This is a genomic window from Ruegeria sp. YTSA219 (assembly GCF_059609985.1).
The window spans coordinates 43,720-62,748 of sequence record NZ_JBXWMT010000018.1 but is presented as its reverse complement, the minus strand read 5'-3'; the positions used below and the strand labels follow the sequence as shown (position 1 = coordinate 62,748).

Annotated in this window: 17 protein-coding genes; 11 read left to right on the top strand and 6 right to left on the bottom strand. The window is 59.2% G+C overall.

Translation table 11 applies throughout. The features are described 5' to 3' along the window. Together AC2FFB_RS18550 and AC2FFB_RS18545 are read left to right on the top strand one after the other, a co-directional pair. A partial coding sequence (locus AC2FFB_RS18550) for a COG4223 family protein (protein WP_496690521.1) occupies nucleotides 1-1,078 on the top strand: 1,078 nt, incomplete at its 5' end. Between the two features lie 10 nt (nucleotides 1,079-1,088). Next, entirely contained in the window at nucleotides 1,089-2,585 is a 1,497-nt protein-coding gene (locus tag AC2FFB_RS18545; RefSeq protein WP_496693127.1) for a heme biosynthesis protein HemY, read from the top strand. On the opposite strand, the gene AC2FFB_RS18540 is transcribed toward AC2FFB_RS18545, so the two are convergent. The 3 genes from AC2FFB_RS18540 to AC2FFB_RS18530 are packed head-to-tail and all read right to left on the bottom strand — an operon-like array spanning nucleotide 2,582 to nucleotide 5,674. Continuing rightward, a complete protein-coding gene (locus AC2FFB_RS18540) occupies nucleotides 2,582-3,616 on the bottom strand; it encodes an ABC transporter substrate-binding protein (RefSeq protein ID WP_496875282.1) in 1,035 nt (344 codons plus the stop codon). The two genes, AC2FFB_RS18545 and AC2FFB_RS18540, sit on opposite strands and share 4 nt — an antisense overlap. Continuing rightward, on the bottom strand, nucleotides 3,613-5,010 hold the full coding sequence (locus AC2FFB_RS18535) for a sensor histidine kinase (protein WP_496875281.1): 1,398 nt from the start codon (nucleotides 5,008-5,010) through the stop codon (nucleotides 3,613-3,615). The genes AC2FFB_RS18540 and AC2FFB_RS18535 overlap by 4 nt, the downstream gene beginning before the upstream one ends. After that, complete coding sequence (locus AC2FFB_RS18530) at nucleotides 5,003-5,674, bottom strand: response regulator transcription factor (RefSeq protein ID WP_496714289.1); 672 nt, start codon at nucleotides 5,672-5,674, stop codon at nucleotides 5,003-5,005. The genes AC2FFB_RS18535 and AC2FFB_RS18530 overlap by 8 nt, the downstream gene beginning before the upstream one ends. 147 nt (nucleotides 5,675-5,821) lie before the next feature. Between AC2FFB_RS18530 and AC2FFB_RS18525 the strand changes: the two genes are divergently transcribed. From AC2FFB_RS18525 to AC2FFB_RS18505, 5 genes are all read left to right on the top strand, one after another. Beyond that, nucleotides 5,822-6,790: a Bug family tripartite tricarboxylate transporter substrate binding protein gene (locus AC2FFB_RS18525; protein WP_142637503.1), complete on the top strand. Its 969-nt coding sequence runs from the start codon at nucleotides 5,822-5,824 to the stop codon at nucleotides 6,788-6,790. Between the two features lie 86 nt (nucleotides 6,791-6,876). Next, entirely contained in the window at nucleotides 6,877-7,308 is a 432-nt protein-coding gene (locus AC2FFB_RS18520; protein ID WP_142637505.1) for a tripartite tricarboxylate transporter TctB family protein, read from the top strand. A 10-nt stretch (nucleotides 7,309-7,318) separates the two neighbouring features. Further along, entirely contained in the window at nucleotides 7,319-8,857 is a 1,539-nt protein-coding gene (locus AC2FFB_RS18515) for a tripartite tricarboxylate transporter permease (protein WP_142637508.1), read from the top strand. A 144-nt stretch (nucleotides 8,858-9,001) separates the two neighbouring features. Continuing rightward, the gene (locus tag AC2FFB_RS18510; protein ID WP_496875280.1) at nucleotides 9,002-9,454 is read left to right on the top strand and encodes an SRPBCC family protein; all 453 of its coding nucleotides are present in this window, start codon (nucleotides 9,002-9,004) and stop codon (nucleotides 9,452-9,454) included. A gap of 91 nt (nucleotides 9,455-9,545) precedes the next feature. Continuing rightward, complete coding sequence (locus tag AC2FFB_RS18505) at nucleotides 9,546-10,520, top strand: hypothetical protein (RefSeq protein ID WP_281973874.1); 975 nt, start codon at nucleotides 9,546-9,548, stop codon at nucleotides 10,518-10,520. A gap of 41 nt (nucleotides 10,521-10,561) precedes the next feature. Here AC2FFB_RS18505 and nadC read toward each other — a convergent pair whose 3' ends face one another. From nadC to nadA, 3 genes are read right to left on the bottom strand one after another with little or no spacing between them, the layout of a single operon-like run. Continuing rightward, entirely contained in the window at nucleotides 10,562-11,416 is an 855-nt protein-coding gene (nadC, locus tag AC2FFB_RS18500) for a carboxylating nicotinate-nucleotide diphosphorylase (protein WP_142637514.1), read from the bottom strand. Then, nucleotides 11,413-12,981, bottom strand: a complete 1,569-nt coding sequence (locus AC2FFB_RS18495; RefSeq protein ID WP_496875279.1) for an L-aspartate oxidase — start codon at nucleotides 12,979-12,981, stop codon at nucleotides 11,413-11,415. Before AC2FFB_RS18495 ends, nadC begins: the two co-directional genes overlap by 4 nt. A gap of 6 nt (nucleotides 12,982-12,987) precedes the next feature. Then, nucleotides 12,988-14,040 (bottom strand): quinolinate synthase NadA, encoded by a 1,053-nt coding sequence (gene nadA, locus AC2FFB_RS18490; protein ID WP_496714284.1) that lies wholly within the window; start codon nucleotides 14,038-14,040, stop codon nucleotides 12,988-12,990. Between the two features lie 575 nt (nucleotides 14,041-14,615). Between nadA and AC2FFB_RS18485 the strand changes: the two genes are divergently transcribed. The 4 genes from AC2FFB_RS18485 (at nucleotide 14,616) to AC2FFB_RS18470 (ending at nucleotide 19,029) form a co-directional block, all read left to right on the top strand. Then, nucleotides 14,616-16,559, top strand: coding sequence for an AMP-binding protein (locus tag AC2FFB_RS18485; protein ID WP_496875283.1), 1,944 nt, complete (start codon nucleotides 14,616-14,618; stop codon nucleotides 16,557-16,559). Nucleotides 16,560-16,637: 78 nt separating this feature from the next. Beyond that, the gene (locus tag AC2FFB_RS18480) at nucleotides 16,638-17,456 is read left to right on the top strand and encodes an ABC transporter ATP-binding protein (protein WP_142637523.1); all 819 of its coding nucleotides are present in this window, start codon (nucleotides 16,638-16,640) and stop codon (nucleotides 17,454-17,456) included. Between the two features lie 77 nt (nucleotides 17,457-17,533). Further along, a complete protein-coding gene (locus AC2FFB_RS18475) occupies nucleotides 17,534-18,520 on the top strand; it encodes a branched-chain amino acid ABC transporter permease (RefSeq protein ID WP_496875278.1) in 987 nt (328 codons plus the stop codon). Between the two features lie 251 nt (nucleotides 18,521-18,771). Then, complete coding sequence (locus AC2FFB_RS18470; protein ID WP_496693118.1) at nucleotides 18,772-19,029, top strand: hypothetical protein; 258 nt, start codon at nucleotides 18,772-18,774, stop codon at nucleotides 19,027-19,029.

Genomic DNA, 19,029 nt, shown 5'->3' with positions numbered 1-19,029 from the left:
AGCCGAAGCCGAAGCCGAAGCCGAAGCCGAAGCCGAAGCCGAAGCCGAAGCCGAAGCCGAAGCCGAAGCCGAAGCCGCTCTTACGTCGCCTGATCAGACCGTCGCAGAACCGCCGGTCGAAAAACGCGGCGGCTTTATCCCGGCGCTGATTGGCGGTGCGATTGCTGCGGCGGCCGGGTTCGCTCTGGGTCAAAGCGGCGCGTTCTCCTCGGGTGAGTCCGACGCAATCGCTGCGCTTGAGGCGAAGCTGATCGCACAATCCGATCAGATATCAACACTGTCGAAGTCTCTGACCGACGGATCGGACCTGTCCCAGAAGATTGACGCGCTGACCAGCCAAATCGCGCCAATCACCGCTGATCTGGATGGGGTGAAGTCCAGCATATCCGATCTGACCAACAAGGTTGATCCGCTTGCCAGCCGTTTGGCCGAGTTGGAAAGTGGCGCGCTGACGCAGGGCGCTTCACCTGAAACCGGCGCGGCCATCGAAGCCGAGCTGAAAAAACTCCAGGACTCTTTGGCCGCGCAACGGGCCGAGGTGGAAAAGATGGTGTCCGACGCTCAGACGCTCGAGGCCGAGGCTGCAGCAAAATCGCTGGCGGCGACCAATGCAGCCCTTCTGTCACGGGTGCATGAACAGTTGAATACGGGTCAACCTTATGGCGACCTGATTGCAGAACTGAAGGCCGCAGGCGTAACCGTTCCCGAGGCGCTGGCAGCACCGGCAACCGAAGGTGTCGCGACGATTGCAGCACTTCAGGACAGCTTTGCGCCCGCTGCGCGCACGGCGCTGGCCGATGCGCGGGACGCGGACAAGGGCACCGGAATTGTCGCGTTTTTGCAGCGCCAGACAGGTGCACGTTCGGTTACCCCGCAAGAAGGTGACAGCCCCGATGCGGTCCTGTCGCGGGCTCAAGCCGCTTTGTCGGGCGGAGATGTCTCTGCTGCCCTGGATGAGCTGAAATCCCTGCCCGATGCAGCCAAAGCTGCATTTGAAGGGTGGGAACAGGCGGCCCAGACGCGGGTTTCTGCTGTGGATTCTGCAAATGCGCTTGCCTCAAGCGCGAACTCGAACTGAGGGGCCTGCTATGCTGTGGTCACTGTTTAAGATCCTTGTTTTTGTTGCGATTGTCGGCTTGCTGGCTCTTGGCGCCGGGTTCCTTATGGAAACCAAAGGCGGGGTGCAGATCACAGCGGGTGGCACGGAATACACGCTTGGTCCGCTTCAATCGGTCATTGCGCTGGGCGTGATGATCATTGCGATCTGGCTGTTCTTCAAGCTGCTGACCCTGCTGATCGCCACGCTGAAATTCCTCAATGGGGATGAAACAGCCCTATCGCGTTATTTCGACCGCAGCCGGGAACAGCGCGGATATCAGGCATTAACCGATGGGATCATGGCGCTTGCCTCGGGTGAGGGGCGGATCGCGATGAACAAGGCCGCCAAGGCCGAAAAGCTGCTGAACAAACCCGAGCTGACCAACCTGCTGGTGGCCCAGGCCGCCGAGATGAATGGCGATACCCAAAAGGCATCTGAAACCTATAAGAAACTGGTAACGAATAATGCCACGCGTTTTGTGGGGGTGCGCGGTATCATGAAGCAGAAGCTGGCCGAAGGCGATGATGACACCGCCCGGAAGCTGGCCGAAAAGGCATTGGCCATCAAGCCACGCCATCAGGAAACGCAAGATATCCTGCTGGGCCTGCAGACCAAGTCGCAGGATTGGGCTGGGGCCCGATCAACGCTGACCGCCAAGCTGAAATCCGGGCATTTGCCCCGCGATGTGTTCAAGCGCCGCGATGCGGTGCTCGCCTTGTCCGAGGCAAAGGGCATTCTGGACGAAAGCTCGACCGTAGAACAGCAGGAACAGGCAATCGAGGCCAACCGCCTTTCCCCTGATTTGGTGCCTGCCGCAGCGATGGCTGCCCGTGCCTATATCGAAAAAGGCAAGCCGCGTGCCGCAACGAAGATTCTGAAAAAGGCATGGGAGGCACAGCCACATCCCGATCTGGCCCATGCCTTTGCCGATATTGCACCGGATGAATCACCGGCCGAGCGCATCAAACGCTTTGCGACGTTGACCCGCATACACGCGCAGAATCCGGAAACCTGTCTGATTCTGGCCGAGTTGAACATCGTCGCCGAAGATTTCCCCGAAGCCCGCCGCGCGCTGGGGGATGTGGTCGAAAAACAGGCTGATGCCCGCGCCTATACGCTGATGGCAGCGATTGAACGCGGCGAAGGGGCCTCGGATGTGGTTGTGCAGGGCTGGCTGGCAAAGGCGCTGAACGCGCCGCGCGGGCCGCAATGGGTCTGCGACAACTGCCATGACATTCAGCCAGAATGGGGTCCGGTCTGTCAGAACTGCCACAGCTTTGACACGCTCAGCTGGCAAACGCCGCAAACGCCAGAGATCGCCTCGGCCACCGGTGTTCACATGCTGCCATTGATTGTTGGCGCGCTTGAGGACAAGGCCAAGCCCGACATGGAAGAGGTCGACGAGGCCGATGAGCCTGAGGTTATAGAGGCAGAGATCGAACCGGTTCGGCCTGATATCGAACCGGCCATCGACGAAAAGACCTAGCGCGCACTTTCCACGTCGAAGGCGTCGTTCCACAGCTTGAACAGCTCGGCCCGTCGGTTCTGATCTCTGGCCACCAATAGAGCCGGCGACAGGGCGATGAACCTTCGGGCGCTGGGCGTTAACCCCGTATCGGCTGTGTCCATCTGGGCGACGAGACCCGAAGTTGCCAGCAGGGTTTGCGCCTGTGGCGACAGGAGAAAATCCAAGAATTCCGTGGCGGCTTGTTTGTTCCGCGCCTGGCGCGGGATCATCAGGGCACGTGAAAGGACCAGAGTATAGTCTTCTGGCAGGATCACCCCAATGCCCGGGGCCTTGGCATTGGCCACATAAGACCCCAAAACGTTATAGGCGATCAAAAAGCGCCCATTGGCCACATCGCGGATGATTTCCGCAGAACAGCAAGTGGCCACCGCGTCGATACGTGCAAAACCTTCGATCAAAGAGCCGAAAGTCGTGGCCTCAAGGCTGTCTCCATAGGCAAACAGATAACCCAGACCCGAGGCCGCGATGTCATAGGTTGCCACGCGCCCACGCAGTAGATCCGGCTGGGTCCGCATCATGTCCAGCAGGGCGAACCGGCTGCGTGGGACGTTCTGATCCTGTAACAAGGTCTTGTTATAGACGATGACGGCGGGTTCGGTGGTGATCCCCCAAAGCTCATCCCGCCAGCGTCGCGCGGCGGGCAGGGCATTGGTAAGGTCGGATTGAAACCGGTGTCCGCAGGCCGAATTCACCAGCCAGACCATCTGTTGAATCGCGGATGAGAACACGATGTCTGCAGGATTCTCACCTGTTTTACAGACCGTGCGGCTGTGTTGGAACAGAGCGTTAGATCCCCATTGTTCATAAGTGACCTGCAGATTGGGGTTCAGCGCCGTAAATCGTTCGAGCACGGGGGCGATGATCGCAATGTCGGTGGTTGACCGGATCAACATCGGATCCTGACCTGCGCCGAATTCTGCGATGGCTTCTTGGGCGCGCGAAAGCGAAGGAATCAAACTCAGCGCGACAAGGCCTAGAGCTCGGATCATGTGCTGCTCTCATCTGTTTTGGCCGGGAAACTCAGCGCAGCGCGAAACCCGGTTTCATCCCGCCCCATCTCAACTCGGCCGTCAAAGGCCTCAGCGGTGGATTTCACGATGGACAGGCCCAGGCCGGTGCTATCCTCGCCCGAACCGGTGCTGCGATTGAACCGGTCCCCCAGCTGATCGGCGATTATGGTCGCAGGCCCGGGTCCCTGATCGCGCACCCACAGAACAGCGCGCACGCCCTCTTGCGCGGCGCCAATAAGGACGGGTGGCAGACCATGACGCAGAGCGTTGCCAAGCAGGTTCTTGGCGGCTTCGCCGATCGAAAAGGCATCGCCATTCACAAGAACTGGCGTATCGCCGATTTCCAGACGCACCTCGATGGTGGGGGCCATCAATTCATGATCGCTGTGTTCCAGCACGTCCAGCGCCACTTCGCGTAGGTCGACGGGCAGCCGCGGGGCGCTGTCGATACGGTGGATCACCATGGCGCGCGACAGCAACTGATCCAGCAGCGTGCCCAGTGACCGGGTGCGCCCCAACAGCCGATCCAGCGCGCGCGTGCGGGCTGGAAGGTCGGGATCGTCCTGCGCAATCTCGGCCTGTACCCGGATTGCGGCCACGGGTGTGCGCAGCTGATGGGCGGTGTCGGCAATCAGGTTTCGCATCGTGTCCACTTGCCGATCCAGCCGCCCCATGAACCGGTTCATCGCGCTTAGCATCACCTGCAACTCGCGTGGCAACCCGTCGCTGGCCATCGGCGTCAGGTCATAGGGATCGCGGCGGGTCAGATCATCGGACAGCGCCTCAAGCGGGCGCAGTGCCGAGCGGGTGACAAACCACGACATGATCAGCAGCAACAGCCCGGCCAATGCCATCGGCAGCAGGGCATCGCGCATCAGGCCCACGGTCATGGATTGGCGCGCGCGCAGGGTTTGGCCGACCAGAATTTCCACCTCGCCCGAGAAATCGCGCTCGGCAAACAGGCGGGTAACGCGCACGAAACGGGCGGGTTCCCCGTTCAGATCAGAGGCGAAATAGACCGGCGCAGTGCCAGTCTGTGGCGGCACCTCGATCACGGTGTCCCGGTCCAGCCCGGTTATGAACGGGCCATCCGGTACCTGAACCGCATAGAAAATACGGTCATCAGGCGCCTGTGCCAACAGTTGAAAGGCCGAGACTGGAAGGTCGACAAAGGGTTGGCCATCTTGAATGCGAACGGATTCGGCAATGTCACTGGCCGCGCCCAGCAGCAGCCGGTCATAGGCCTGCCGCGCAGCAAGGCGACCATTGGCCCAGATCGACAGACCAACCAGAAACCCGCCCAGAACCAGGATCAGAACCACCGCGCTTAGAACGCGGGCCGTCAGGCTGTGGGGCAGGCGCAGCCTAGTCATTCAGACCGATCCGATACCCCACCCCACGCTGGGTGGTAATGCTGATGGCGCTGCCGGTGAATTTTTTGCGGAGCCGTGCGATATACAGCTCGATCGCGTTTTCCCCCACATCGGCGTCTTCGAACCCGTAAAGCGAGTTATACAGCCGTGATTTCGACAGATACTGACCTTCGTGCCGGATCAGGGCGTCCAGGACCGCCGCCTCGCGCGCGGTTAGGTTCAGGCGTTTACCGTTCAGCGTGGCGTTGCGATCCTTGGCGGCATAGATCAGCGGACCCAGCGTGATCTGTTCGCTTTTGCGATCGGCATCGCGCCGGACAAGGGCGCGCAACCGCGCCTCAAGCTCGCGCTGGTCAAAAGGCTTGCCCAAATAATCGTCGGCACCTTTGTCCAAAGCGGCGACACGATCTTCGACCGAAGTCAGTGCCGTCAGCATTAGCACTGGGGTGCGGTCGCCGCTGTCTCGGATTTTGCCCAGAAAGTTCAGGCCGGACCCGTCAGGCAGGTTTATATCCAAAAGCATCGCGTCATATGTTTGAACTGCGCGGAAATCACGTGCGGATTCGACAGTGGTCGCCAGATCGCAGACAACGCCCGACCGCGCCAGATGAGCTATTACGCCTTCGGCCAGATCTACGGCATCCTCGATCATCAATACGCGCATTGTACCCCCGCGCCCTGCCCTGAATTTCTGTGACAGGTTCGTGACAGCATTATTCTGTAAACAGTACCAGCCCGCAAGGACAGACCCTTGCGGGAACAGGTTTCGGTTGCAGGACGCAGCCCAAAAAGACCAGAGGAGGAGACACGAATGAAACTGTTTGGAACAAGCGGCGCGATTGCGGCTGCTGTTTTTGCCCTGTCCGGCGTGAGCGCCAGCGCACAGGAATGTATTGCCCCGGCCAACCCCGGCGGCGGTTGGGATTTCACCTGCCGTCAGGTCGGTAAATCTCTGCAGGATCTGGGTCTGATCGACCAGACCATGCAGGTTGTGAACCTGGCCGGCGGCGGTGGCGGTGTTGCCTTTGCCGAGGTCGTCAACAAGCGCGGCGAGGATAATGAGCTGATCGTAGCGGCCAGCGCAGCCACGGCGACCCGCCTGGCGCAGGGCGCCTATCCAGGCAACACCATGGATCAGGTGCGTTGGCTAGCGGCCATCGGTGCGGATTATGGCGTGATCGCCGTTGCAGCCGATAGCGCGGTTAACACGCTGCCCGACCTGTTGGATCAGATCAAATCCGACCCGACGTCTGTGTCCGTGGCGGGCGGTTCCGCCGTGGGCGGTTGGGATCACCTGAAGGTTCTGATCGCGGCCAATGCCTATGGCATCGAGGACGTACGGTCGGTCAAATACATCGCCTTTGATGGCGGCGGCGAAGCTGTGACCCAGCTGTTGGCCGGTTCGGTTCAAGCCTTTACCGGTGACATCTCGGAAGCCAAGGGTTTTGTCGACTCGGGCGATATCAAAGTCATCGCCGTTTTGGCGCCTGAACGTCTTCCCGGCGAATTCGCCGATTTCCCGACGGCCAAGGAACAGGGCATTGATGCCATCGGCGCAAACTGGCGCGGGTTTTACGCCCCTGGCGGAATGAGCGATGAGGCCTATGGCGATTGGGTCGGTAAGATCGGTGATCTTTACGCCTCGGATGAATGGAAAGAGGTCATGGCCGCCAATGGTCTGGCCCCGCTGGACCTGCAAGGCGCAGCTTTCCAGGATTTTGTTGCGCAATCCGTGGGTCAGATCCAGACCATCTCGAAAGAGATCGGGATCATCAAATAAGACCAGCACTCACCTGAGAGCGGGGTGTCGCGCCGGGCGCGCGGCACCCCGACCAGACCCATACTTCCCTTACATAGGAGATACCCATGAGTGATCGCATATTCGGGGTCTTCGGCATTCTTCTTGCCATCGGCTTTGCCCTGTCAGCGCTGGCGATTGAAGAGAGCTTTCTGTCAGACGCGGTTGGCCCCAAGGCCTTTCCACTGATTGTCGCCGCCATCCTTGGCCTTTCCAGCGCGGTCATCGCGTTGCGCCCGGATGCCGAGCCCGAGTGGCCCGCGCTGGGCCGGCTGGTCGAAGTCGGCGCCGCTGTAGTCGTGATGATCTTCTATGCCGAGCTGTTGCCGGTTCTGGGATTTGTAATCTCTACCGCCTTTGCTGCGGCTTACCTGGCTTGGCGGCTGGGATCTGGTCCGATCGAAAGCGTAGTGGTCGGAATCGGTACTTCTGTCGGTATCTACGTCATCTTCCATCTGGTTCTGGGCCTGTCACTGGCTCGCGGACCATTGGGTTTCTAAGGGGAACGTCATGGAAACTCTTGCATCCCTTGGCGATGGATTCGCTATCGCGCTGACATGGCAAAACCTGTTGCTGGCCCTGTTGGGTTGTTTTCTGGGCACGATCATGGGCGCGTTGCCCGGTCTGGGACCGTCGAACGGCGTGGCCATTTTGATCCCTCTTGCGTTCACGCTGGGGCTGGGTGCGACGCCGTCTCTGATCCTGCTGACCAGTGTTTATTATGGGGCAATGTATGGCGGGAGAATCTCATCGATCCTGCTGAACATCCCTGGGGACGAGCCTGCGATGATGACCTGCTTGGACGGGCATCCGATGGCCAAAAAAGGCCTTGCGGGCGAGGCGCTCTCGCTGTCCGGTATCGCCTCATTCATTGGTGCGTTTCTGGCCACATGGGGCCTGATCTTTCTGGCGCCGCAGCTGGTCAAGATCGCGTTGCTGTTTGGACCGGCTGAGTATTTCGCCCTGTTCGCGCTGGCCTTCATGACGCTGGGCGGCGTGTCCTCGACCAATCAGGCGAAATCGGCTTTTGCCGCTGCGCTGGGCCTTGGGCTGGCGACCATTGGTGTCGATACCCAGACCGGCGTGCCTCGGTTCACCTTTGGCGAAGTGCACCTGTATGATGGGCTGGATTTCCTTGTCGCCATTGTCGGCCTGTTTGCACTGTCCGAAGTGTTCATCTTTCTGGAAAACCGTCATGGCGGATCGGATGCCGCTGGGCGCAAGTTGAATATCGGGCGGCTTTACCCGCCGATGTCGATGATCAAGCAATGCATGCCGACCATGCTGCGCACCTCATTCTTGGGCTTTCTGGCGGGGGTTCTGCCGGGGGCCGGGGCGTCTTTGGGCTCGTTTATTTCCTATTCGATGGAGAAACGGTTGGTCGACAAGGACAACACATTTGGCACCGGTGATCCGCGTGGCGTCGCCGCGCCCGAGGCCGGCAACAACGCCGCCGCCGGGGGGGCCTTGGTGCCGATGCTGGCGCTGGGCGTGCCGGGGTCAGGGACCACCGCCGTGCTGCTGGCGGTTCTGTTGGCGCTGAATATCACGCCCGGACCGCTGCTGTTCACCCAGAACCCGGATGTGGTCTGGGGCCTGATTGCGGCACTGTTCATTGCCAACTTTATGTTGCTCGCGATGAATATCCCGATGGTGGGCCTGTTCACCCGCGTCCTGATGGTGCCCTCGCGTATCCTGATGCCCGTCGTGGCGATGGTCAGCTTTGTGGGTATTTACGGCATCTCGGGGTCCAGCTTTGATCTGCTGGTGATGATCGGGTTCGGTGTCATGGGCTGGGTTCTGCGCAAGCTGGACGTGCCGCTGGTGCCGATCATTCTGGGCACGCTGCTGGGCAACTCGATGGAGAATAACCTGCGCCGTGCGGTCACCATCGACAATGGCAACTGGTGGACGCTGGTTGACAGCCCGCTGGCCATCGGCTTGTGGTCCATTGCCCTGATCGGATTTGTTCTGCCTCTGATTGTAGGCGCGCGTGTCAAAGCCAAGATGCATCAGCGCCGCGACGAAGAGGGCGCGATCAGCGACTGACCGCATTGGGCGTCACCGCAAACCGGTGGCGCCCGATTAGGTAAGATTTTGGGTCGGGTATCCTGATCTGAAACAAAAAATTGAAACATTTGGCAAAAACCGCGTTATTGATAGGCACAAAGCTGTTGTGCGAAGGATGCCAGAATGCAACTCAGTGACGAAATCCGCATCGCTGCCCCGCGGGACGTGGTGTATGAGGCGCTGAACAACCCCGATATCCTGCAGGAATGTATCCCCGGCTGCGAAGAGCTGACCCAATCTTCGCCGCAAGACCTTGAGGCAAAGGTGGTTCTGAAAATCGGTCCGGTGAAAGCGCGGTTCGCGGGTCAGGTCACGCTGGATAAATCCAAGGCACCGGACGGATTTTCGCTGCAGGGCGAGGGCAAGGGCGGGGCTGCGGGGTTTGCCAAGGGCGGTGCCGATGTGACCCTGACCGAAGACGGGTCCGAGACGGTTCTTGCCTATACTGCTAAGGTGGATGTCGGCGGCAAGATCGCCCAGCTTGGCAGCCGTTTGATTGCCGGGACTGCCAAGAAACTGTCGGGGAAATTCTTTACCCGGCTCGGAGAGATCGTCTCAGAACAATCCGGCAGCTAGCCAGTTTCGCGCATTTCAGTTGACGGCGACCTCATTCGGCGCAATCACAAGAAAAACTGGCGGGCCAAACCCGAAGCAGGAGGCCAGAGTGATGGATTACGCGCAGCTGGAACGTCTTGAGAAGCGGGTTTCACTCAAGCCCAATGACCGACAGGCCATCCGGCAGCTTGTGACGATGCTGGAATACTCCAACCTACCGAAACAGCATCTGGGCGCCTACAGCAAAGCGCAGCTTGAGGTGACGGGCGGGTTGAAAAAGGGCTGGCAGGCAGCCCTGGTCGACACCGGACGGCAGACCGCCGCCTATTCTGGTTGGATGAAAGCCCTGGACACACAGAAAATCCAGTTGGCCGTGCCCATCGCCCAGATCTATGTGGGTCAAACCATCACCATCAATGGCGAGCATGGGAATTGCGGCCAACGCCTGAATTTCTTTGAAGAAACCAAGGTGATTTGTGGACTGTGCCACGAGTGCTACAAGGTGCAGATCCTGCCTGAGAACCTTGAGGGGATGTTTCAGGTCTATTTCTTGCTGCTCAACCTGCAGCTGCCCAGGGACAATGCCAGAAAAAGCATGATCGAGCTGCGCGAAGCGGTCAAGTTTCCCTATAAGGCGTATATCTATTGTGAGTCGATCGCAGAGGCGAAAGAGTGTCTTGCGATTTTCCGTGCCGCACAGGCGGAATTTGAGATCACTGGGGTTCACTCAAAAATATCCCACGGATGTTCTGAATACAGTATGGAATACCCCGCGTTTAAGTATTCCGAGGGTGCGGGTGACGACTTTGAAACACCATCCGATTGGAGCGGGATCGAAGAGGCGTATTTCACGGACATTCCGATGCCTGCCCCGGAAAGACCAAGCAATTCCAAACCGATCCTCAGCTTGCGGGACGTTTTTGCCTTTCGGACATGGGTCAGGTTCGCTGAGCTGATCGGTGATAAATCCTGCGAAAAATATGGGACGCGCCTTGGCCCGGAGCTGCCTCAGCCCTTCGTCAAGCGTGTACAGGGGCAGGCGCGGGACCGGCACAGGGAAATGGTGGAGCTTTCTGCACAGGGTTAGCAGCTGTAGCCCATGTGCCAGTGCTGACGCGCGACCGTGGTCTAGACCGGAAAGTCCAATCCCAAATCCACGGTGCGCGCCGAATGGGTCAATGCACCTGAAGAGATATAGTCAACACCTGTTGCCGCGATTGAGGCGATGCGATCCAGCTTCACATTGCCCGAGGCTTCGGTCTTGAGCCTGCCATCCACCATCGCCACCGCCTCGCGCAGCATGTCATTGTCCATATTGTCTAACAGGACGACCGAGGCGCCTCCGACCTCAAGCACTTGGGCCAGTTGGTCCAGACGGTCGACCTCGATCTCGACGGCCATCATGTGGCTGGCATGGGCCTTGGTGGCCTCCAGCACCTGACGCACCCCGCCAGCGGCTGCGATGTGGTTGTCCTTGATCAGGATCGCATCTGACAGAGAGTATCGGTGGTTGAACCCGCCGCCATGCAGCACGGCCAGTTTTTCAACCAGACGCAGGCCGGGGGTTGTTTTGCGGGTGCAGGTGACGCGGGCATTTGTGCCTTTAGTTTCAGCCACGAAGCCGGCGGTCTTTGTGGCGATCCCGGTCAGGCGACCGGCAAAGTTCAGGGCCACCCGTTCGCCCGACAGGATTGAGGCGGCCGATCCCTTGATGGTCATCAGCGTATCGCCTGCCTTACAGGGTTGGCCATCGGCAATATGCGTGGTGATGTCCAATGAGGGGTCGATCAGGCGAAACGCCAGCGCCGCGACTTGCATGCCGGACACGACCGCATCCTCGCGCGCGTTCAGGCAAGCATCATAGGTGGTATCCGCCGGGATCACCGCGCGGGTGGTGACGTCGCCATAGCTGCCAAGATCTTCCATCAGGGCAATGCGGATCATCGGTTCAAGGACAAGATCGGGAACGGTAGAGAAGCTCATGATTGCTCCTTGCAGGCCTGCGCGCGGATGGCGAGTGCTTGGGAAAGGTACATTTCGGATCGTTTGCCGGGTCCGGCCGAGGGGTCGGGGAAATCGGATCGTTCATGCGCGCCGCGGCTTTCTTCGCGCGCCAAAGCGCCCGCCGCGATTAAAGTGGCGGTGGCGCACATGTTCAGGAAAGACGGGTTGTCGCTGTTTGCTGCCTCTAGCCGCGCGATGATGCCAAGCGCTTTGATCAGGCCCTTGCGATCACGGATAACGCCAACATAGCGGGTCATGGTCTGGCGCAGCTCTGTCACGGCGGCAGGGTCAGAGGGGGTGCCGCCGTCCTGAAAGGTGATTTCCAGCGGCGGCGTCGCGCTAGGTGTTGGCAGGGTCCGGGCGATGCCTTCCGCGCAGATGCGGGCGTAGACCAGCGCCTCAAGCAGACCGTTCGAGGCCAGACGGTTGGCACCGTGCAACCCGGTCGAGGATGCCTCACCGCAGACCCATAAGCCGTCGATACTGGCGCATCCGCTGGTTTCGGTCGCGATGCCACCCATGTGGTAATGCGCAGCGGAGGCAACGGGGATGGGTTCTTGCGCCGGGTCGATGCCATTGCGGGCGCAATATTCGGCGACCGAGGGGAACTGTGCCTTGATCGCCTCGCCCAGAACCTCGCGCGTGTCCAGCATGGGACGGTTGCCCGCCTGAACCTGCGCATAGATGGCGCGGGCGACGACGTCGCGCGGGGCAAGCTCGGCATCCGGGTGGATGGCCTGCATGAACCGCGCGCCATGACGGTTGATCAAAATGGCCCCTTCACCGCGCAGCGCTTCGGTCGCCAGCGGCGCGGGGTCTTCACCTACATCCATCGCGGTGGGGTGGAACTGGACAAATTCGGCATCCGCAATCAGCGCCCCCGCGCGTGCCGCCATGCCAATCACCTGCCCGCGAATACGCGGCGGGTTGGTTGTCAGCGCATAGAGCCCGCCTGACCCGCCCCCGGCCAGCAAAACCGCAGCCCCGCGCAGCATCACCGGGGCTGACCCGCCATTATCCGCACGCTGAATGCTGACGCCGGTAACGCGCCCGTCTTCGACGTCCAGCCCAAGGGCCATGGTGCCCTCCAGAACCTGGATCGACGGGGTTTCGTGCACCTGTTCGATCAGGGCGGCCATGATCTGCGCGCCTGCCTGATCGCCCTTGACCCGGACGACACGGGCAAAGCTGTGCGCGGCCTCGCGTGACAGCACGTAATCGCCGCCCGCGGTCCGGTCGAAAGGCGTACGCAGCGTGGTCAGGTCCAGAATATAGTCGCGCGCCTGACGCGTCACCAATTCAGCCACCTGCGGATCAACGGTGCCCGCACCGGCATTCACGGTGTCGTCCGCGTGGCTTTCCGGGCTGTCATCGGCGTCCATCGCCGCAGCCACTCCCCCCTGCGCCCAGGCAGAACTAGCACCCTCGCCCAACGCTTCAGGAGAGATCATCACCACCGGATGCGGGGCCAGTTTCAGCGCAGCATAGAGCGCGCCCAGCCCGGCGCCCACGATGATAACGCGGTCGGTGGTGAGGGTTTCCATCTCGGATCAGAGACCCAGCTTTCGCGACAGGTCGATCATCGCCTGCACCGAATGACGCGCTTTTTCCGCGACCGTGGCGTCGACCTCGACCTGACTTTCCATCGTGTGCAGCACATAGAGGATCTTTTCCAGCGTGATCTTCTTCATGTAGGGGCACATGTTGCAGGGGCCGACAAAGTCGACCTCGGGCAATTCATCGGCGATGTTGGACGCCATCGAGCATTCGGTGATCAGCATCGCCTTTTCGGGCTTTTCGGTGCTGACATACTTGATGATCCCGCTGGTCGAGCCAGAGAAATCGGCCTCGGCCACCACTTCGGGCGGGCATTCCGGGTGGGCAATCAACCGCGTGCCCGGATTCCATTTGCGAAAATCGCGCAGGTCCTGGGCGGTGTATTGTTCATGCACGATGCACGAGCCCGGCCAGTACACGATGTTCTTGCGGCTTTCATTTGCCACGTTCTGCGCCAGATATTGATCCGGCGTCATGATGACGGTGTCGGATTCCATCGCATCGACGATCTGAACGGCGTTGGACGATGTGCAGCAGATATCGGACGCGGCTTTCACCTCGGCGGTGGTGTTCACATAAGAGACGACCGGCGCGCCGGGGTATTTGGCGCGCATCTCGTCGATTCCCTCGGCGGTGATGCTTTCGGCCAGCGAACAGCCTGCGGCCATGTCCGGCATCAGCACGATTTTCTCGGGGCTCAGGATTTTCGAGGTTTCGGCCATGAAATGCACGCCCGCCTGTACGATCACGTCGGCTTCGACGTCGCTGGCCTTCATCGCCAGTTGCAGACTGTCACCCACAAAATCCGACACGCCATGGAAAATTTCAGGCGTCATGTAGTTATGGCCCAGAATGACCGCGTTCCGCTCTTTTTTAAGCGCATTGATCGCCTTGATATAGGGCGCATAGATCGCGAAATCCGGCGGCGTCACCACCCGGTCCATCCGGGCATAGGTCTCCTGCATTTCCTCAACCAATTCGGTCGAAGGTGTCAGGTCATAATGCTGAGAAAGCACATTGGTGATGCTCTGGTGAGTGACATTCATCTCGGCAGTCCTGCCTTGCGTATTGGGGTGGGAAAGGGGTCGGAATTCGTGCTGTCCGACCGTCCAAGAAAACGGTTGATTTCAAAGGCGCACGCCTCTGATCGCACAATTCGAGCGGTTTTGGTCATGCGATCTGGATCATTCCGCATAACCGATGCCTTCGGTCGATACACATGCATAGCAAATGGGCATGAAAAACCGCTCTGAATATCCTACTCAGTTGCTGGATGCATACGGTGAATTCCAGGCGCGGTAAACATACAAAACCCTTAGCCAATACCGGTATGCGTGGATGAATGCGCTTACCTGCTGCAAATTTGCAGTTCGCGGAACAGTTTGTGGTCATCTCGGGTCGGGTCTCTGACGAGGTGTATGGTCCGGGCGGCACGGCCCAACTTGTTACATTTCGTAAGAATTGAGAAAACATCAGGCAAAACTTGACGCTGATCGTGTCGACGTCCCTTAATCGGGGCGTTGGCGTCCGGGCCAGACCCGGACCCGCCATTTCCGGCCCGGGGAGGGGCCGGGTGGGGAGGAGAAAAAGATTGACTCAGACGCAGTCAGGCGCTGAAGGGATGCAGTCTCTTCCGGCGCTGCTACACCGCAATGTGATTCAGTTCGGGGATGCCCCGGCCTATCGCGAAAAGGAATTCGGGATCTGGCAATGCTGGACCTGGGCCGAGGCGGCCAAGGAAATCCGCGCCATTGCGCTGGGGTTTCTTGAGATTGGCGTTGAGAAGGGCGACCATATCGCCGTCATAGGCCGGAACCGCCCGGCGCATTACTGGTCGATGGTTGCGGCCCAAATGGTGGGTGCGATTCCGGTGCCGCTCTATCAGGACGCGGTCGCCGAAGAGATGACATATGTGATGGAACATTGCGGTGCGAAATATGTCGTCTGCGGTGACCAGGAACAGGTCGATAAGGTCATCGAGATTCAGGAAAAAGTTCACCAGATCAAACACATCCTCTACACTGACAAGCGTGGGATGCGGAAATATAATCATTCCCAGATGAACGCGCTGGACGACATCAAGGCCGAAGGCAGCGCAGGTCATGCGCGCTTTGATGCCGAGCTGGATGCGCGTATCGCTGCGATCACCTATGACGACACTTGTGTGATGCTGTATACCTCGGGCACCACAGGCAAGCCGAAAGGCGTGGTGCTGTCGAACCGCAATGTAATCGAAAGCGCCAAGAATTCTGCAGAGTTTGACCACCTGACCCGGAATGAGGACATCCTGTCCTATCTGCCAATGGCTTGGGTAGGTGATTTTATCTTTTCCATCGGTCAGGCCTATTGGTGCGGGTTCTGTGTAAACTGCCCCGAAAGCGCTGACACGATGATAACCGACCTGCGCGAGATCGGTCCGACCTATTTCTTTGCCCCGCCGCGGGTATTTGAAACGCAGCTGACCAACGTCATGATCCGGATGGAAGATGCGGGCAAGCTGAAGCAGCGTATGTTCCACCATTTTATGGCCCATGCCAAAAAGGTGGGTGGGTTACTGCTGGATGGCAAAGCGGTTGGGTTTGGTGATCGGATCAAATACGCGCTGGGCAATCTGCTGGTCTATGGGCCGCTGAAGGATACGCTGGGGTATGGCCGGTTCCGGGTCGGTTATACGGCAGGCGAGGCGATCGGGCCTGAGATTTTCGATTTCTACCGCTCGCTGGGGATTAACCTGAAGCAGCTTTATGGGCAGACCGAGGCGACGGTCTTCATCACCGTGCAGCCCGATGGCGAGGTGCGCGCCGATACGGTTGGTGTGCCCGCGCCAGATGTCGAGCTGAAGATCGCCGAAACGGGCGAGATCTACTATCGCTCGCCAGGTGTGTTTGTCGAATATTACAACAACCCGGACTCGACCGCCTCGACCAAGGATGCCGAGGGTTGGGTGGCCACGGGTGATGCCGGGTTCATTGAGGAAAGCAGCGGTCATCTGCGGATCATCGACCGCGCCAAGGACGTCGGAAAAATGGTCGATGGCTCGATGTTTGCGCCGAAATATGTTGAGAACAAGCTGAAGTTCTATCCCGATATTCTTGAGGTCGTGCTGTTCGGCAATGGCAAGGATCGCTGCGTGGCGTTCATCAATATCGACCTTACCGCCGTGGGGAACTGGGCCGAGCGCAACAACGTCGCCTATGGGTCCTATCAGGAACTGACGGCACATCCGCAAGTGTTAGAGACAATCAAGTCCCATGTGGAAGCGGTCAACAAATCGGTCGCCGCCGATGAAATGCTGTCGGGCTGTCAGGTGCATCGCTTTGTGGTGCTGCACAAGGAACTGGATGCGGATGACGGTGAGATGACCCGAACCCGCAAAGTGCGCCGGGGCTTTGTCGAAGAGAAATTCCACGACATCATCACCGCCCTTTACGACGGGTCTTCAAGCGTTTCGACCACGACCGAGGTGACCTATGAGGACGGCCGCAAGGGCTCGATCAGTGCCACACTTGAGATCGTGGATGCGCCGGTTGTAACGGTCGCGCAACACAAGGTAGCGGCGGAATGAAGTCCGGTCCTGCGCCGCTCGACCTATGGTCATCGCCCGCCCGCCATTCCGTGTATTGCGTAAGTCAAGGAGGGGCTGATGTTGGATAGTTCCGAAGGATATGTCACCGAAGACGGCCGCAAGATCGGCGGCGTCGTGATGGAGATGAAGAACATCACTCTGCGCTTTGGCGGTGTGGTGGCGATCAAGGATATCTCGTTCGACATCCGCGAGGGCGAGATCCGCGCCATTATCGGTCCGAACGGGGCGGGTAAGTCCTCGATGCTGAACGTAATCTCGGGGTTCTATGTCCCGCAAGAGGGCGAGGTCTGGTTTCACGGGGCCAAGCGCCCTCCAATGCGGCCCTATGAGGTCGCGCGGCAGGGGATTGCACGAACATTCCAGAACATCGCCCTGTTCGAAGGGATGAGCGTTTTGGACAACGTCATGACCGGGCGCCTGAACTATATGAAGACCAATATCCTGCAGCAGGCTTGGTGGAAGGGTAAGGCCGAGGCCGAAGAGACCGAAAACCGCGAGGCGGTCGAACGGATCATCGACTTTCTCGAAATCCAGCATATCCGCAAGACGCCCGTTTCACGCCTGCCCTACGGCTTGAAAAAGCGGGTCGAACTGGCCCGGGCGCTGGCCGCTGAACCCAAGCTGTTACTGCTGGATGAGCCGATGGCCGGGATGAATGTTGAAGAGAAAGAGGACATGAGCCGCTTTATCCTCGACGTGAATGATGAATTCGGCACCACCATCGCCCTGATCGAACATGACATGGGCGTGGTGATGGATCTGAGCGATCGGGTGGTCGTGATGGATTACGGCAAGAAGATCGGCGACGGCACGCCTGATGAGGTGCGCAACAATCAGGAAGTCATCGATGCCTATCTGGGGGTGAGCCATGACTGATCTACGGAACGGGCTGAGAAAATTCGACGAATTTTCCCGGATGACGCGCCAGATGAAATCTGTTCGGAGGACATAGGATGCCTGAACAACTCGTATTTGCGATGGAAGTCATCCTCAACGGTCTTATGGCCGGGGTGCTCTATGCGCTGGTCGCGCTGGGCTTTGTGCTGATCTACAAGGCGTCAGGGATTTTCAATTATGCGCAAGGGGTTATGGCCCTGTTTGCCGCGATGACTCTGGTCGGGATCATGAACGGGCAGGTGCCGTTTGCACATCTGATCAATGCGACTTTCGGGACGCATATCCATTACTTTGGCTGGAGTGCCCCTGCGCTGCTGGCGATTATTCTGACTATGGCGGTGATGGTTCTGCTGGCTTGGGCGGTGCAGCGGTTCGTGATGCGCCACCTGGTTGGCCAAGAGCCGATCATCCTGTTCATGGCCACCATCGGGCTGGCCTATTTCCTTGAGGGCGTGGCCGACCTGATGTGGGGGTCCGAGATCAAGACGCTGGATGTAGGCCTGCCGCAGGGCATCAACCTCTGGCTCGATGAAGCGACCTTTAACGTCTTCGGCTATGGGTTCTTCATCGACAATCTGGACATTGTGGCAACGGTAATTGCGGCGCTGCTGGTGGCGGCGCTGGTTGTGTTCAGCCAATATACCAAGCAGGGCCGGGCGATGCGCGCGGTGGCGGATGACCATCAGGCGGCGCTGTCGGTCGGGATTTCGCTGAACTTCATCTGGATCATGGTCTGGTCTGTGGCCGGGTTTGTAGCGCTGGTCGCGGGTATCATGTGGGGCACCAAGTCTGGCGTGCAGTTCTCACTGTCGCTGATCGCGCTCAAAGCGTTGCCGGTGCTGATGCTGGGCGGGTTTACCTCGATCCCAGGAGCCATCGTCGGAGGGTTGATCATCGGTGTGGGTGAGAAACTGTTCGAGTTCGCCATTGGCCCGATGGTTGGCGGTGCGACCGAGAATTGGTTTGCCTACGTGCTTGCGCTGATCTTCCTTGTGTTCCGGCCGCAGGGTCTGTTCGGTGAGAAAATTATCGAGAGAGTATAGATGGATAAGCTGGCACCCCTTTTCAAATCACTCCCCGTTGTATTGCTGGTTTACGGATTTGCTCGGTCGCTGGGTGATTGCTTCGAGATCGGTCTCTCAGGGTCCAGTATGGCGCTGGTGGGTGATACAGAGTGGGAGATGAGAATGCTGCTTTATGTCGGATATCTCAGGGCTCTGGACTCGCTGTTCTTCTACGCGGCCCTAGCTGGTGTCTTACACTGGCTTAACAAACGCCGGTCTGAGGTGAGCGTATGACTAAACTCATCGCCATTCTCAACGTTATCGCATGGGCCGGGTTCTGGGCGTTTGGGTATATCGCCCTGACCTCGGACGATCTGACCGACAGCCAACTGACGATCGCCGCGATCCTGGCTTTTGCCGGGCTGGTCACCGGCGTCATGGCCTACATGAAACTTGTGCGCGCCTCAGAGGCGAGCGGATATGCCAAAGGCTCCAGCCAACTGAACACTGTCGCCCGCGACCGGGCGCAGGAAGAATGGGGAAAGTAA

What these genes read in the sequence shown, in the direction of transcription:
- AC2FFB_RS18485 (WP_496875283.1), top strand. Translation starts at nt 14,616, where the DNA reads ATGCAGTCTCTTCCGGCGCTGCTACACCGCAATGTGATTCAGTTCGGG.
- AC2FFB_RS18475 (WP_496875278.1), top strand. Translation starts at nt 17,534, where the DNA reads ATGCCTGAACAACTCGTATTTGCGATGGAAGTCATCCTCAACGGTCTT.
- AC2FFB_RS18525 (WP_142637503.1), top strand. Translation starts at nt 5,822, where the DNA reads ATGAAACTGTTTGGAACAAGCGGCGCGATTGCGGCTGCTGTTTTTGCC.
- nadA (WP_496714284.1), bottom strand. Translation starts at nt 14,040, where the DNA reads ATGAATGTCACTCACCAGAGCATCACCAATGTGCTTTCTCAGCATTAT.
- AC2FFB_RS18470 (WP_496693118.1), top strand. Translation starts at nt 18,772, where the DNA reads ATGACTAAACTCATCGCCATTCTCAACGTTATCGCATGGGCCGGGTTC.
- AC2FFB_RS18530 (WP_496714289.1), bottom strand. Translation starts at nt 5,674, where the DNA reads ATGCGCGTATTGATGATCGAGGATGCCGTAGATCTGGCCGAAGGCGTA.
- AC2FFB_RS18505 (WP_281973874.1), top strand. Translation starts at nt 9,546, where the DNA reads ATGGATTACGCGCAGCTGGAACGTCTTGAGAAGCGGGTTTCACTCAAG.
- AC2FFB_RS18520 (WP_142637505.1), top strand. Translation starts at nt 6,877, where the DNA reads ATGAGTGATCGCATATTCGGGGTCTTCGGCATTCTTCTTGCCATCGGC.
- AC2FFB_RS18545 (WP_496693127.1), top strand. Translation starts at nt 1,089, where the DNA reads ATGCTGTGGTCACTGTTTAAGATCCTTGTTTTTGTTGCGATTGTCGGC.
- nadC (WP_142637514.1), bottom strand. Translation starts at nt 11,416, where the DNA reads ATGAGCTTCTCTACCGTTCCCGATCTTGTCCTTGAACCGATGATCCGC.
- AC2FFB_RS18510 (WP_496875280.1), top strand. Translation starts at nt 9,002, where the DNA reads ATGCAACTCAGTGACGAAATCCGCATCGCTGCCCCGCGGGACGTGGTG.
- AC2FFB_RS18480 (WP_142637523.1), top strand. Translation starts at nt 16,638, where the DNA reads ATGTTGGATAGTTCCGAAGGATATGTCACCGAAGACGGCCGCAAGATC.
- AC2FFB_RS18540 (WP_496875282.1), bottom strand. Translation starts at nt 3,616, where the DNA reads ATGATCCGAGCTCTAGGCCTTGTCGCGCTGAGTTTGATTCCTTCGCTT.
- AC2FFB_RS18535 (WP_496875281.1), bottom strand. Translation starts at nt 5,010, where the DNA reads ATGACTAGGCTGCGCCTGCCCCACAGCCTGACGGCCCGCGTTCTAAGC.
- AC2FFB_RS18515 (WP_142637508.1), top strand. Translation starts at nt 7,319, where the DNA reads ATGGAAACTCTTGCATCCCTTGGCGATGGATTCGCTATCGCGCTGACA.
- AC2FFB_RS18495 (WP_496875279.1), bottom strand. Translation starts at nt 12,981, where the DNA reads ATGGAAACCCTCACCACCGACCGCGTTATCATCGTGGGCGCCGGGCTG.